This is a genomic window from Bacillus sp. PK6-013, from assembly GCF_054161445.1.
This window is the reverse complement of the sequence record NZ_CP096417.1, coordinates 4032789-4044942: the sequence shown is the minus strand read 5'-3', so window position 1 is coordinate 4044942 and position 12154 is coordinate 4032789. Positions and strand designations below refer to the sequence as shown.

The window sequence follows — 12154 nt, the reverse complement described above, 5'->3', positions numbered from 1 at the left end:
TGGGAAATATGCAGCCTGAAGATATTGTCAGAAGCGGTCCGAACCAGTACGTTTGCAGAGAGGGGATCGCGAAAGAACTGCCGTCATTTGCGAATGCATTCGAACGGCCCGTCATCATTACTGGAGTCAAATCGTTTAAAGCTTTTACGAGTTATACGACGCCTCCAAACAATTGGAAAGTCGTTCAGCATACGGGCTGCAGTTCCCTAAATAAGATTAAAAAAGCAGCAGAAGCAGCAGAATCGGCAGATGTCATCATCGGGATAGGCGGGGGAACCGTCTTAGATACGGCGAAGGCAGCCGCCGATTTGTTGAACATTGAAGTCATGATGATTCCGACGATCCCGGGAACATGCGCGGCAAGCACGCCGTTAAGCGTGATCTATGATGATGACGGCAACTTTTCGGGCGTCCAATACCATAAGCGCTCAAGCTATTTGACGCTGGTCGATCCGCTGCTTCTCCTTTCTTCGCCGGTCGCTTATGTGAAAAGCGGAATCGGTGATACGCTTGCGAAATGGTATGAGGCCGAAGCGATCATCAGAAATACGGCCGATTCGCTTTCCATCATGGTTCAGACAGGGCTGAGACAGTCTGTCTATATTCGGGATATTTTGTTGACAGAAAGTCTGAAAGCCATAGAAAGTCTTGAAAAAGGCGAAACCTCCTCATCTTTCGCACATGTCCTCGAAGCGGTTATCGCGCTGGCTGGCACAGTAGGCGGATATGCGGGACGCTATGGCAGAATGGCCGGAGCCCATGCCATTCACAACGGCTTAACGTTCATCCCCGAAACCCATCGTGTGCTGCATGGCCAAAAGGTAGCCTACGGGATACTCGTGCAGCTTGCTTTAGAAGGACGGACAGATGAAATTGCCGAACTGATTCCCTTTTATGAAGGGCTCGGTTTTCCGAAAAGACTTAGCGATTTAGGCATTTTAGAAAACGTTGAAGAGGCAAAACGGACCGTTGCCGCTCATGCCGCGCGGCCGGATGAATCTTTATGTTTGATGGGATCTTTTCATGAAGCTGATGTGATGGCGGCGATAGAGTCGCTTGAATAAACCTGATAAATAAAACGAGTCAGCCATCCTGTAACGGATGGCTGACTTTGTTAAATTTCCACTTTCACATCGGCGCTTTTTTTCAGTTTTTCAACCTGCTGTCCGAGTTTTTCCTGTCTTTTTTGCTGTTTGAGCATGTCTTGGATTTGTTTCTTGACATCGTCAAACGCAGGTGTGTTTTTCTGTCCGCTGTCTTTTTGCTGTGCGGCAAATTGATCATAGTAATCTTTGATTTCTTTGTCTGTGACCTGATCTGCCGGCAGTTCTTTGTCAATATATTTTTCTGTTTTGATATTGTCGGCAATGTCACTTTTCAGCGTGTTCATGTTTAAGCCGGCTTTCTTGACAGCTTCCTCAAAATCTTGTTCATTTTTATACTGCTTTTTGCTTTCGTCCAGCTGTTTTTCAATTTCTTTCTCAGATGCTTTGTAGCCTTTTTTGTCCGCTTCTTGGGTAATTAAAGCCTGTCCGACCAGGCTGTCGATGGCCTGCTTTTTGATTTGCTGTGCCGCATCTTTTGAAGTCGGATCCTGTCCTGTTTGCTGATACTGCATTTGTGCGGTTGATAATACGCTGTTATAGTCCTTGCCTGTGATCTTTTCATCGTTAACGACAGCCACTGTTTTTGTTTCATCGACTTTTTGCTGATCAAGCTTTTTCTGCATGGCTTTCATTTGCTTTTCTTGATCCTGCTGCCCGCTTTGGGCTGTTTTTTCTTGATTGTTTGCCTTGGATTGCTGATCATCATGATTTGAAGTGCAGGCGCCCAATACGACAGCCAATAATCCGATCATGAGAGATGATATGCCTTTTTTCATAATATATCTCCTTTCTTCAAACAGAAGTGAATCTTAAAATGACCTTTAGTGGGCATTCTAAACGATCGGCTCTAAAAAAGAAACCATTTGGAATCAATTTTCCAAAATGTAATCGAATTGAAAGGAGATCGTAATGTGATGGCCGAGTTCCGGTTTACTTGATATGTTTCGGATCAAAGCCGTAGACTTCGAAGTCCTTCGCAAATATCTCCTGCACCAGCTCTTTTGTTTCGTCATTGTAAAAGCTCTCAAAAGTCGGTAACACCCAGTCGAAGGATGACATGGTGAAAACGGTGTCCGCGAATTTTCCTTTTTTGAGCATAGTATCGGAAAGATGGTGCGGTGATTTCGACAGCTGTGATATCGGAGATTTCAATAATTTGTATTTGTTTTCAATCTCTCTGATTTGCGCGCTGAATTGCTCGAGGTAAATATAATTGGTGACAAACTCTTCTTCTCCTTCGAGATACTGAGGACCAAGGTGCCGGTCAATGGCGCTGATTTCCGGCCCCAAATCTTTTAAATGATGCAAGAATTGGGTGAAAGACAGCCCTGTATTCATGTCACTGTTGAACAGACAGATAAAATTCGGGGAGCAAATTGCCGCCAGAAAGGAACTGACTGCTCTCCGGAAAGGGTTACGCACAAGCTTGTAAGTGTCCTTTTTTCCCTCTCTTAATTCTGCCAGAAGATCCTTCACATAATCCGGCTGCTGCGTATAGATCGTATTTCTGTAGTGATGAACCTCCCCCGCGCATCTTCGGCCAACATCTTCAAGCAGTCCGTTTTGGAAAAAGAACCAGCGATTCAGCGTCGTGCAGCCGCTTTTTGGAATCCAGAACAGAATGATCGGAAAATCTTTCGCAAAAAGAGGGGTATAAAGGTAAATCAAGCGATTCAGTCTCTCATCTTCAAACATGCAGAACACATCCACTTCTTTCTTTGTTTTGGTCCGCCTGAGACAGCGGTTGCCTTTATACACAAAGTATGCCGTCACCAATGAATTGATAGGGCGATAATATGAATATATTTCAAAATGATAAGATCTGGAAGGCGGTTCCTTATTGAACCATATATAGAAAAATAAGTTTATGCTTTAAAACAATCTTATGATACTAGAGCATGCCTGTACAGTTTATATTTAATGGAACTTTCTGTTTCACTGCATACTCCGCCTGAGGTAACATGAAAATGAGAAATGCCTGGGAGCGTTCTGAAAGATCAGATGCTCAAGGAAAATGGAATAAAGGGAGGGTCGCTCATGCAGATTCGCATGACTGAATATCATGTTCCCAACCCCGAGTCGGGTCCGTACGGGATCGCCGTATGTGCAAACGGGCGCATTTGGTTTACTGAACAAAAGGGAAACCGGATCGGTATGCTCACAGAGTCTGGAGATATTACCGAATATACGATTCCGACGAAGAGCGCAGGCGCCTCGATTATTACTCCCGGGATTAGCGGTGAGCTATGGTTTACGGAGTATAAAGCGGGGAAAATCGGAAAAATGACGCCTCAAGGGGAAATAATCGAGTATGCCCTTCCTCTAGGTACTGCCCCGTTTGGGATCGCCGTAGGCTGTGACGATGCCATGTGGTATACCGATATGGCCGGACATCAAATCGGCAGGCTGTCATCTTCAGGCGAAATAACTGAATATAAACTGCCCAAACCGGGAGCCTTCCCGTCATTTATTACAAGGGGAGCAGACGATGCACTCTGGTTTACACAAAATCAAAGCGGCTCCATCGGGCGAATAACGGCAGATGGAGACATCAGCGAGTATCCGCTTCCTGGAGAACAATCCGGACCGGTCGGAATCACTGCAGGCCCGGACGGAGCTTTGTGGTTTACAGAAATAAACGGAAATCAAATTGGGAGAATTGCGGTCTCAGGGAAGATCAGCGAATACCCGCTTCCGACAGCCAATGCCCGCCCGCACGCGATTACCGCCGGCGGCGATGGTGCCCTGTGGTTTACGGAATGGGGTGCGGGTCAAATCGGCCGCATTACAGTCAACGGGGATATTACGGAATATCCAATTCCGACGGCCGAGTCTGAACCGCACGGGATAGCGGCCGGACCAGCCCAATCGATCTGGTTTGCAGAAGAGTGCGGCCGTATTGGGAAAATCTCTATTCTTGATTAAAAAACGTCCAGTTTGCTGGACGTTTTTTTATATATTATTCCGTTCTCGTTTCCATTCTGCGGTTGGGAGAGCCAAGGCCTTTATTCATCAAGTAAAAATGGAAAATGTATTCACCGATTGCCATAGCGACTGCTGCAAAAAACGCGGCCAATGCAGCGGTGTTTGCAGCCGTTCCCGTCGCAAGAGCCATCAGCCAAACGACAAGAAAAGCGACGCCTAAATCGGCTAAAGTGGCTGTGATGTTATTGGTCTTCGGCAAAATAAACAAATCACCCAGCAAATAGGATACCGCGCCAAGAACAATTGTGATGAAGAGGGTTTTTTCAAAACTGAAACTAAACCCGAGCCCGAGAACAAGGTACAGTATCACAATTGTCATGATGCCTTTAATGGCAAGGGCTTTCACATGTTCCATAACAATTCGCTCCTTTATACGAGATTTTAGTTTTTCTTTTCCTCGTATTCAGAAAACGAAACATGCAAACTTGCTTTTTTAACGGGCTCAGACATTTTTCCGCCATTCTTTCTGTTTCTTGCATAGTAGATGATATAGCATAACGCCATAAATGGAACACCGCAAAAAAGGGCGATTCTTTGGTTCGGATCAAAGGCAATGCCGATGCAGGATGCCAGACATAATAGAAAAGCGGCAATCGGTACTGCCGGATAAAACGGTGTCCGGTATTTTAAGCCGTCTGCGGTGTTTCCTTCAGCCAAAAAGCGTCTGCGGAACATGAACTGCGAGGCTGCAATGCTCATCCAGACGGCAACAACGGCAAAGCCTGAAATTGATACAAGAACGATATAGACGGAATCAGGTGCAAAAACACTGGAGAGCAGCGACAGAATGCCGCCGATCATACTGAAAATCAGCGCGTTCAACGGAATTCCTCGTGAAGTCAGCTTTTGAAAAACGGGGTGTAACGTTTTTTCTTTTGACAGTGACCAGAGCATCCGGGAGCAAGCATATAAGCCTGAGTTGGCCGCGGAAAGCAGAGCCGTCAGAATCACAAAATTCATAATGTCGGCCGCATAAGGAACACCGATACGGTCAAAAACGACGACGAACGGGCTTTTGATCACACCGGCTTCTTTGACCGGAATGAGGCATGAGAGCACGAAAATCGTTCCGATGAAGAAAAGCACCAGTCTCCAGAGTGTTGTCTTGATCGCTTTTGGAATGTTCTTTTCCGGTTCGGCGCTTTCTCCGGCGGCAATCCCGATCAGCTCCGTACCCGAAAACGCAAAATTCACGGAGAGCATCGCCATAAAAATTGGAAGGAAACCGTTCGGAAAGAGCCCGCCTTCTCCTGCAAAGTTTGAAAGAAGCGGTGCGGAATCTGTATTTTGTAACGGGATGATGCCGAATATCGCCGCTCCGCCTAAAATAATAAACAATATAATGGCAAGCACTTTAATGCTCGAAAACCAAAATTCGGACTCGGCAAAAAATCTCACTGAGACAGCATTGAACACGAAAATCAGTGCAGCGAAAACCGCGCTCCACATCCACACCGAAGTATCGGGGAACCAGCGCTGCATTAATAACCCGGCAGCGGTAAATTCCGAACCCAGCGCGACAGCCCAGGTCAGCCAGTAAAGCCAGGCGACGGTGAATCCGGTGCCCGGCCCGATGAATTTAGAGGCATACATATGAAACGATCCGGTGACAGGCATGGCAACCGATAATTCGCCGAGGCAGAGCATGACAAGGTAGACGATCAGAGCCCCGACTAAGTAGGCTAAAATCGTTCCGGCAGGACCCGCCTGTGAGATCGTATAGCCGGAACTTAAGAAAAGACCCGTGCCAATAACGCCTCCCAGGGAGAGCATGATCAGGTGTCTCGTTTGCATTTTTCTTTGAAAGTTCTGACGATTGTTGTTTGACTGTTCCATCATATCTCCAGCTTTCTCGCCCAGTCGGCGACGGCTTTTATGTCTTCAGGTGTTGTTCTGCAGCAGCCGCCAATCAGCTGTGCTCCTTGGTTGTACCAGCTGCGGGCGCTTTCTCCGAAGGAAGCTTTGCATGCCGCACCATGCCATGTTTTTGTCTCCGGATCATACTGTTCACCGGAATTCGGATAGACGATAATCGGTTTAGCTGTATGCTTTTTGATGCCGCCGATGAGCGAAGAGACATGCTCCAGTCGCGTACAGTTTACGCCAACTGCCGCAACCTGGTCATGCTGATCGAGCCATTTCGCGCATTCGCCGGCTTTCGTGCCGTCGCTGATATGACGTCCGTCTTTAGCGCTGAAACTGATCCACGCATGTGTGTCAGGGAATTCTTTCAATAAATGAACGATTGCTTTTGCTTCTGAAAGGCACGGTATTGTTTCACAGGCTAACATATCGGCGCCTGCATCGATTAAAGCGGCCATTCGCTGCCTGTGAAAATCGGCCAATTCGTCTTCTGTGACGTCATAATCCCCCCGATATTCGGAACCATCCGCTAAAAAAGCGCCGTAAGGGCCTACTGAAGCGGCTACAAACGGTTTGGGCCGGCCTTTGCGGTTTTCCGGAACCGCCCAAAATTCATCGCGTGCTTCTACAGCAAGACGTACAGACTCCCGGATAAGGTGGAGCGCTTCTTGTTCACTGAGGCCGCGTTTTGTGAAACCTTCAACCGTCGACTGATAGCTGGCTGTCATCGCGCAATCGGCGCCCGCACGGAAATAATCCAGATGCACTTGTTTGATAAGCTCGGGGTTTTCGATGAGCATTTTTGCAGACCACAGGCTGTCGTTCAAATCACAGCCGTACCGTTCAAGCTCGGTGGCCATCGCGCCGTCAAGTGTGATGATAGGAAATTGTTCTAAAATCGATTGGATCGGATTGGTCATCTCATTGTTGAGGATCTGTCGTTTGAGACCCCGGCCTCCTTTTTTAGAGTTTTTAAAAATATATGAAAAATAGTTTAAAAGACTTCAGTAGCTTTTGTCAATCTACCAAAAATCATTTTTTACTAGTAGCTTTTGTCGTTTTCTATTTAGGGTAAAACGGTACGTCTCCGCATATTTTTTTAAAAAAAGACTGATAAGGGGTATTGGATGGATGAAAAAACTGATTATCAATGCTGATGATTTTGGATATTCAAGAGGCGTGAACTATGGAATTATTGATGCCTATAAGCTGGGGATTTTAACATCAGCGACGTTCATGACAAATATGCCGGGCGCAGGTCATGCGGCGCGGCTGGCTCGCGAATCGCCCGGGCTCGGGATCGGCGTACATTTGGTGCTGACCTGCGGAAGACCGCTTTTGTCTGATCACCGGACGATCGTCGATGCAAAGGGGAATTTTCGCAATCTCGCATTTTATCAAGGTGCTTTTACAATTGATACTGATGAAGTATACCGCGAGTGGAAAGCGCAGATTGAAACATGCATCAACATGGGCTTGGAACCCGATCATTTGGACAGCCACCATCATATCAACGCTTCCCCGGGCATCTCAGACGCATTTTTGACGCTCGCCAAAGAGTACCGTTTGCCTGTCAGGCGCAATATGGAGAGTGCTGTGATCACGGAAAAAGGAGTGAAAACAACAGACTTTTTTTCACCTGTCCTCGAAGCGGCTTTAAAGGATGAAGAAGCCGTCTCTGAACTGTTTGAAGAGCATGATACTGTGGAGGTCATGACCCACCCGGCATACCTCGATAAGGAGCTTTTGACGAACTCTTCTTATACTTATCCGAGAGTCGATGAACTTGAATTTTTAACCGATCCGGACGTTGTCATCCGTTTGAATAAGCTTACTGATGTCCAGCTCGTATCATTTAGGAATTTGACATAAGGAGAATGCCGGAATGAAACATATTTTTCAGCTGCTGGGAAAGTCTTTGCTGATTCCGATTACCGTTCTTCCGATCGCCGGCCTGCTGCTGCGTCTTTCTGCGGAAGATATGCTGAATATACCGCTTTTTCAAGCGTCAGGCGTGATATTGAACAATATGGATGTCCTGATCGCAATCGGCATCGCCATGGGCTTTGCCCGTTCAAAAGATAAAGGAATTCCTGCGCTGACAGGATATTTAGCGATAACCGTATTAAAAGAGGGGCTCGGCATCTTGAATCCTGATCTTGATATGAGCGTCTTCGGCGGGGTGCTCGCCGGCCTGATGGCGGCTTTCATTTATAACCGGTTTCAACATACGAAACTGCCAAGCATGTTTTCATTTTTTGGCGGAGAGAAGTTTCCGATTACGATGATCGTATTGGTGACGATTCCGGTGGCAGGCTTTTTTTCAATCGTCTGGCCTTATGCAGAAGCGGCGATCGACACTTTTAGCCAGTCGCTTGTAGGTCTTGGCGCTTTCGGGGTGTTTGTATTCGGATTTCTGAATCGGTTTTTGCTGCCGTTCGGCCTTCACCATGTCATGAATACGTATATTTATTTTGGGCTTGGGCGCTATGAGACGGCATCCGGCGAAGCGGTGACAGGGGAAATTACGCGGTTTTTGAATGGAGACCCGACAGCCGGCTACTTTCTCGGCGGCTTTTTTATCACGATGATGTTTGGCATTCCGGCGATCGCTTTGGCAATCGCGCATGCAGCCAGAACGAGAAAAAAGGAAACGAAAGCGCTCATGTCTTCAGGAGCAGCCACATCACTGATCACCGGGATTACGGAACCAGTTGAATTCACGTTTTTATTTACTTCGCCTTTATTGTACTTTCTTCACTCGGTCTATACGGGACTTGCCGGAGCGGCGCTCTGTTTGCTTGGGATTCGTCACGGCTTCTCATGGGGAGCAGGCGCAATCGATTATTTGCTGAACCTTAATTTATCAGACGGCGGATTATGGATCATACCCGTCGGCCTTGCCTTTTTTGCTCTCTATTATGTTACGTTTTACTTTGTGATTATAAAGCGAAACATTCCGGTGATCGGAAGGGAACAGGAAACACCTGAAGGAAACCGGCTGCATCAGTCTATGGCTGAAGGCATTCTTAAGCATATCGGCGGCCGTGAGAATGTCGTGACTTGCGAAAACTGTATAACCCGTTTGCGAATGAAATTAAAAGACACGTCCTTTGCGGATGAAGCGCAATTAAAGCAATTAGGAGCGCACGGTGTGGTCAAAATTGACCAGCATCATATCCAGATTGTGATCGGAACGGATGCTGGGAATGTGAAAAAAGATTTGCAGAACTTAATCGGGGAGACTCCGCCGGATTAAAAACTGGAGTTGATTGTCCCGTACCTTTTGGAAAAATCACGAGTCTGCGAAAAATAAGCTTGCACCTCCAGCAGCGTGAGGCGTTATGATAGGAATAAATCGTCAGTTGGAGGGGATTTTTATGGAAAATGACGGATATTATTCAATCGGTGTTTTTTCAGAAATGACAGGGACATCCATTCGGACGCTCCATTATTACGATGAAATCGGCCTGTTGAAGCCTGAAAAACAGCCGGGAACAGGCCGCCGTTTCTACACAGACAGAGATGCGAGAGAGTTGCAGAAAATCACATGTTTTAAGTTTCTGGGGTACAGTCTTGAACAAATTCGTGCTTTCATGAAGGATGCATGCTTTGATGCCGGTCTGATTGAGGCGCTGCAGGAGCAGAAAAAGGTGCTGGAGGAGAAAAAGGAACATATTGAAACAGGGCTGAAAGCGATAAACAGGACAATCGGTCTTCTGGAGGAGGAAGAGGAAATCGACAGTTCTGTTTTCATGAGCCTGCTGAACAGCATCCAGACTGAGAAGGAGCAGCGCATATGGCTTGAACAGCAGGTGTCCAAACGTTTTGCCGATGATGTATTCGGCAAATCAGAAGATGAGATGGCCAAATTGGATCAAGAGTATGTTCGTTTATCTAAGGAAGCCAAGCGGCTCATGGGAAAACCGGTTGATGACCCCGAAGTGCAGGAAATGGCGGACCGATATATGAAGACGAGTTTGGAATTTGTCGGAGAGGGCGTGCTGTCGGCTTTAGGACAGATGGAGACAATCGAATCGCAGCAGCTGGCAGAGAAGTTTTCTTCACCTTTTACAAAAGAAGAGGATGAGTGGCTGCAGCAGGTGTTCGAATATTACATGATTCACAACGATTTCTGTCCCGAAAACGGCCGATGAAAAAATCCGCCGGAGCTTTTAATGCAAAAGCTCCGGCTCAATTTTCGCCGTTTCATTATCAAGCGAAACATGCAGTTGATGGTTTTGATTAACAGAAGCGAAAAAGATTTCATCCATTCGTTCAAGCCCTTTCTTCTTCAGCTGGTTTTTGAGCCAGTTTTCCGTTACATTCAATTGGTGAAGGACAGATGTGTACACTTTCCCTTCAATGATGACCGGATATGAAAATTCGCCGCCGCTTTTTTGAATCCCCATATCTTCAGCCGTGACTTCCATTTTATTTGGCTTTTTGTATACCGTTAAATTTCCATTCGCCTCTATAAACGCCATTTCTACGTCGCTGACATTGAAAACATCTTTTTCACGAAGCATTTGCAGAACATTATCCACCGAATATCTGATTCGTTTTAAATTGCCGACAATAAACGTTCCATTTTTGATGACGATGGTCGGTTCAAATGTAATCAGACGTCCGAGTGTTCTGTTTTTGATCATGATTTTTGAAGCGAGTCTTTGCAATAGGGCAATCGCAGCCACCGCAGCGGCGGTATGCAAATGTTCAATCCTCGGATCGGCTATGTCAGCTCCGACCACAGCCCCCAATGTAATAATGATTAAAAAATCAAATACAGGCATTTCGCCGATTGAGCGTTTTCCCATTAGCAATGTAACAGCCAATAAAAGCGGAAGGATGGTGATGATTCGCCCGTAGACAACCAAAATTTCTTTCATAGTTTCCATTTTCTCGCTTCCTTTTTATAGCCTTTTGCCAATTCAAGATTGACGGCCGTCATTTTCGAGTTGAGGTCATGATATGGATAAGAATCGCTTATTTCAGGAAGCCGGTTGGCATCCTCCTGGTTTGAAATCACACGACCCGCCGAAACAAACCGTTTTGGGGGAATTGTAACACCGATTACTGTTGCTCCCGGTTCAATCACCGTATTCTCTTGGATATAGGCATCAAAAACAAGGCTTTGCATTCCGACAAAAACATTGTTGTCAATTCGTACGGGGCCGTGAATTTGACATTGCGGGGCAAGTGAGACTTTCTCGCCTATGTAAATGGAATACGATTCACGATCCTTAAAAACGGATTGTTCAGTAACTGGGCTGTTGTACTCATAGTTTTTCATACCGTGCAAGACAACTCCGTCCTGGATATTGCAATCATGGCCGATGTAGATTTTTAATCCCGTGTCTCCTCTGATCGAAGAGAAAGGCCCGATGAAAACGTTTCGCCCGATGACCACACTGCCGATGACCGAGGCGAAATGATGGATGTATGAGGACGCATCAATATCCGGAATATCTGCTTCTTGATTAAATGACGCGGTAATATTGGGACTGACATTGTCTTGGATCAGCAGCTTTTCAAGAAACTTCCCGGCGAGTGACGAAACCGTTAACCCGAGGATGAGTTTGTTGCTTAATTTCATATGACCTGCCTCCTTTATTCAGGTAGTCTGTCTAAAAAACGGGATAATATTTATGGGCGACGGTCTGAAACTAAAAAAGAGGATATGGGGAGATAACGGCTAATAAAGCAATGGAATAGGTTTTAGGAAGCGTTCAAGACGATTACCATTTTCATCTCTAAAAAACAAAGGAAATGATTCATTTAGAGGAGGAAATTTACGGTCAGCTTGCCTTGGCTGACTCCTCGACAGAGCTCTATTTTAAGGGAGGTTGAAACTTTGAATCTATCTTTGGCAGTTGCATTAGTTATATCTGTGTTTTTAAATATATTTCAGCTGGCACAACTCAAATCCAATAACCGTAAAAACGCAAACTGGAATGAGAGGACAAAAAGGCCGCTCAATCCCTTTACTTCCATTATTTGGACTTATTTCGCCATTATCATTCTTTTAATGTTGGCTGCATTAGTAACCGTTATCATACAGCTTAACGAATAATATTAGCGCTTCTCTTCTGCTGCCGGCTTTTTATTATTGCCACAGTCATAACGAAAAATGCGCAGAAATTGCAAGGAGAAAAAACGATGAAAACGGGATCGCTCGCTTTGACACACACGGAAACGAT

General features: G+C 46.0%; 13 protein-coding genes. 6 read left to right on the top strand and 7 right to left on the bottom strand.

All coding sequences use genetic code 11. The annotated features are described in order from the left end of the window. Window positions 1-8 precede the first annotated feature (8 nt). Window positions 9-1064 carry an iron-containing alcohol dehydrogenase family protein gene (locus tag M1E03_RS20260; protein WP_023857739.1) on the top strand — a complete coding sequence of 352 codons (1056 nt, stop codon included), beginning with the start codon at window positions 9-11 and terminating at the stop codon, window positions 1062-1064. Window positions 1065-1114: 50 nt separating this feature from the next. Here M1E03_RS20260 and M1E03_RS20255 read toward each other — a convergent pair whose 3' ends face one another. Both M1E03_RS20255 and M1E03_RS20250 read right to left on the bottom strand, forming a co-directional pair. Continuing rightward, entirely contained in the window at window positions 1115-1882 is a 768-nt protein-coding gene (locus M1E03_RS20255) for a SurA N-terminal domain-containing protein (protein ID WP_023857740.1), read from the bottom strand. A 154-nt stretch (window positions 1883-2036) separates the two neighbouring features. Continuing rightward, the gene (locus M1E03_RS20250; protein WP_023857741.1) at window positions 2037-2801 is read right to left on the bottom strand and encodes a sulfotransferase family 2 domain-containing protein; all 765 of its coding nucleotides are present in this window, start codon (window positions 2799-2801) and stop codon (window positions 2037-2039) included. Window positions 2802-3143: 342 nt separating this feature from the next. On the opposite strand from M1E03_RS20250, the gene M1E03_RS20245 reads away from it, so the two are divergent. Next, entirely contained in the window at window positions 3144-4031 is an 888-nt protein-coding gene (locus M1E03_RS20245) for a Vgb family protein (protein ID WP_023857742.1), read from the top strand. 34 nt (window positions 4032-4065) lie between these two features. On the opposite strand, the gene M1E03_RS20240 is transcribed toward M1E03_RS20245, so the two are convergent. The 3 genes from M1E03_RS20240 to mmuM are packed head-to-tail and all read right to left on the bottom strand — an operon-like array spanning window position 4066 to window position 6874. Further along, entirely contained in the window at window positions 4066-4446 is a 381-nt protein-coding gene (locus tag M1E03_RS20240) for a DUF2512 family protein (protein ID WP_023857743.1), read from the bottom strand. A gap of 26 nt (window positions 4447-4472) precedes the next feature. Continuing rightward, window positions 4473-5927 carry an S-methylmethionine permease gene (gene mmuP / locus M1E03_RS20235; RefSeq protein WP_020449975.1) on the bottom strand — a complete coding sequence of 485 codons (1455 nt, stop codon included), beginning with the start codon at window positions 5925-5927 and terminating at the stop codon, window positions 4473-4475. After that, window positions 5927-6874 (bottom strand): homocysteine S-methyltransferase, encoded by a 948-nt coding sequence (gene mmuM, locus M1E03_RS20230; RefSeq protein ID WP_023857745.1) that lies wholly within the window; start codon window positions 6872-6874, stop codon window positions 5927-5929. Before mmuM ends, mmuP begins: the two co-directional genes overlap by 1 nt. A gap of 211 nt (window positions 6875-7085) precedes the next feature. Here mmuM and chbG point away from each other — a divergent pair, with 211 nt between their 5' ends. The 3 genes from chbG to M1E03_RS20215 all read left to right on the top strand — a co-directional run bounded on the left by chbG (window position 7086) and on the right by M1E03_RS20215 (window position 10111). Continuing rightward, window positions 7086-7826 (top strand): chitin disaccharide deacetylase, encoded by a 741-nt coding sequence (gene chbG, locus M1E03_RS20225; protein WP_023857746.1) that lies wholly within the window; start codon window positions 7086-7088, stop codon window positions 7824-7826. A gap of 13 nt (window positions 7827-7839) precedes the next feature. Continuing rightward, on the top strand, window positions 7840-9213 hold the full coding sequence (locus M1E03_RS20220; RefSeq protein WP_020449978.1) for a PTS transporter subunit EIIC: 1374 nt from the start codon (window positions 7840-7842) through the stop codon (window positions 9211-9213). A gap of 121 nt (window positions 9214-9334) precedes the next feature. After that, window positions 9335-10111, top strand: coding sequence for a MerR family transcriptional regulator (locus M1E03_RS20215; protein WP_023857747.1), 777 nt, complete (start codon window positions 9335-9337; stop codon window positions 10109-10111). Window positions 10112-10129: 18 nt separating this feature from the next. Here M1E03_RS20215 and M1E03_RS20210 read toward each other — a convergent pair whose 3' ends face one another. Both M1E03_RS20210 and M1E03_RS20205 read right to left on the bottom strand, forming a co-directional pair. After that, the gene (locus M1E03_RS20210) at window positions 10130-10852 is read right to left on the bottom strand and encodes a DUF421 domain-containing protein (protein ID WP_023857748.1); all 723 of its coding nucleotides are present in this window, start codon (window positions 10850-10852) and stop codon (window positions 10130-10132) included. Beyond that, window positions 10840-11550, bottom strand: coding sequence for a gamma carbonic anhydrase family protein (locus tag M1E03_RS20205; protein ID WP_023857749.1), 711 nt, complete (start codon window positions 11548-11550; stop codon window positions 10840-10842). Before M1E03_RS20205 ends, M1E03_RS20210 begins: the two co-directional genes overlap by 13 nt. 258 nt (window positions 11551-11808) lie before the next feature. Here M1E03_RS20205 and M1E03_RS20200 point away from each other — a divergent pair, with 258 nt between their 5' ends. Next, window positions 11809-12027, top strand: coding sequence for a hypothetical protein (locus M1E03_RS20200; RefSeq protein ID WP_212791772.1), 219 nt, complete (start codon window positions 11809-11811; stop codon window positions 12025-12027). Window positions 12028-12154: the final 127 nt, after the last annotated feature.

Bases quoted from the DNA above. Each gene is read 5' to 3' on its own strand.
- M1E03_RS20260 (WP_023857739.1), top strand. From the start codon at position 9: ATGCAGCCTGAAGATATTGTCAGAAGCGGTCCGAACCAGTACGTTTGC.
- M1E03_RS20255 (WP_023857740.1), bottom strand. From the start codon at position 1,882: ATGAAAAAAGGCATATCATCTCTCATGATCGGATTATTGGCTGTCGTA.
- M1E03_RS20250 (WP_023857741.1), bottom strand. From the start codon at position 2,801: ATGTTTGAAGATGAGAGACTGAATCGCTTGATTTACCTTTATACCCCT.
- M1E03_RS20245 (WP_023857742.1), top strand. From the start codon at position 3,144: ATGCAGATTCGCATGACTGAATATCATGTTCCCAACCCCGAGTCGGGT.
- M1E03_RS20240 (WP_023857743.1), bottom strand. From the start codon at position 4,446: ATGGAACATGTGAAAGCCCTTGCCATTAAAGGCATCATGACAATTGTG.
- mmuP (WP_020449975.1), bottom strand. From the start codon at position 5,927: ATGGAACAGTCAAACAACAATCGTCAGAACTTTCAAAGAAAAATGCAA.
- mmuM (WP_023857745.1), bottom strand. From the start codon at position 6,874: ATGACCAATCCGATCCAATCGATTTTAGAACAATTTCCTATCATCACA.
- chbG (WP_023857746.1), top strand. From the start codon at position 7,086: ATGAAAAAACTGATTATCAATGCTGATGATTTTGGATATTCAAGAGGC.
- M1E03_RS20220 (WP_020449978.1), top strand. From the start codon at position 7,840: ATGAAACATATTTTTCAGCTGCTGGGAAAGTCTTTGCTGATTCCGATT.
- M1E03_RS20215 (WP_023857747.1), top strand. From the start codon at position 9,335: ATGGAAAATGACGGATATTATTCAATCGGTGTTTTTTCAGAAATGACA.
- M1E03_RS20210 (WP_023857748.1), bottom strand. From the start codon at position 10,852: ATGGAAACTATGAAAGAAATTTTGGTTGTCTACGGGCGAATCATCACC.
- M1E03_RS20205 (WP_023857749.1), bottom strand. From the start codon at position 11,550: ATGAAATTAAGCAACAAACTCATCCTCGGGTTAACGGTTTCGTCACTC.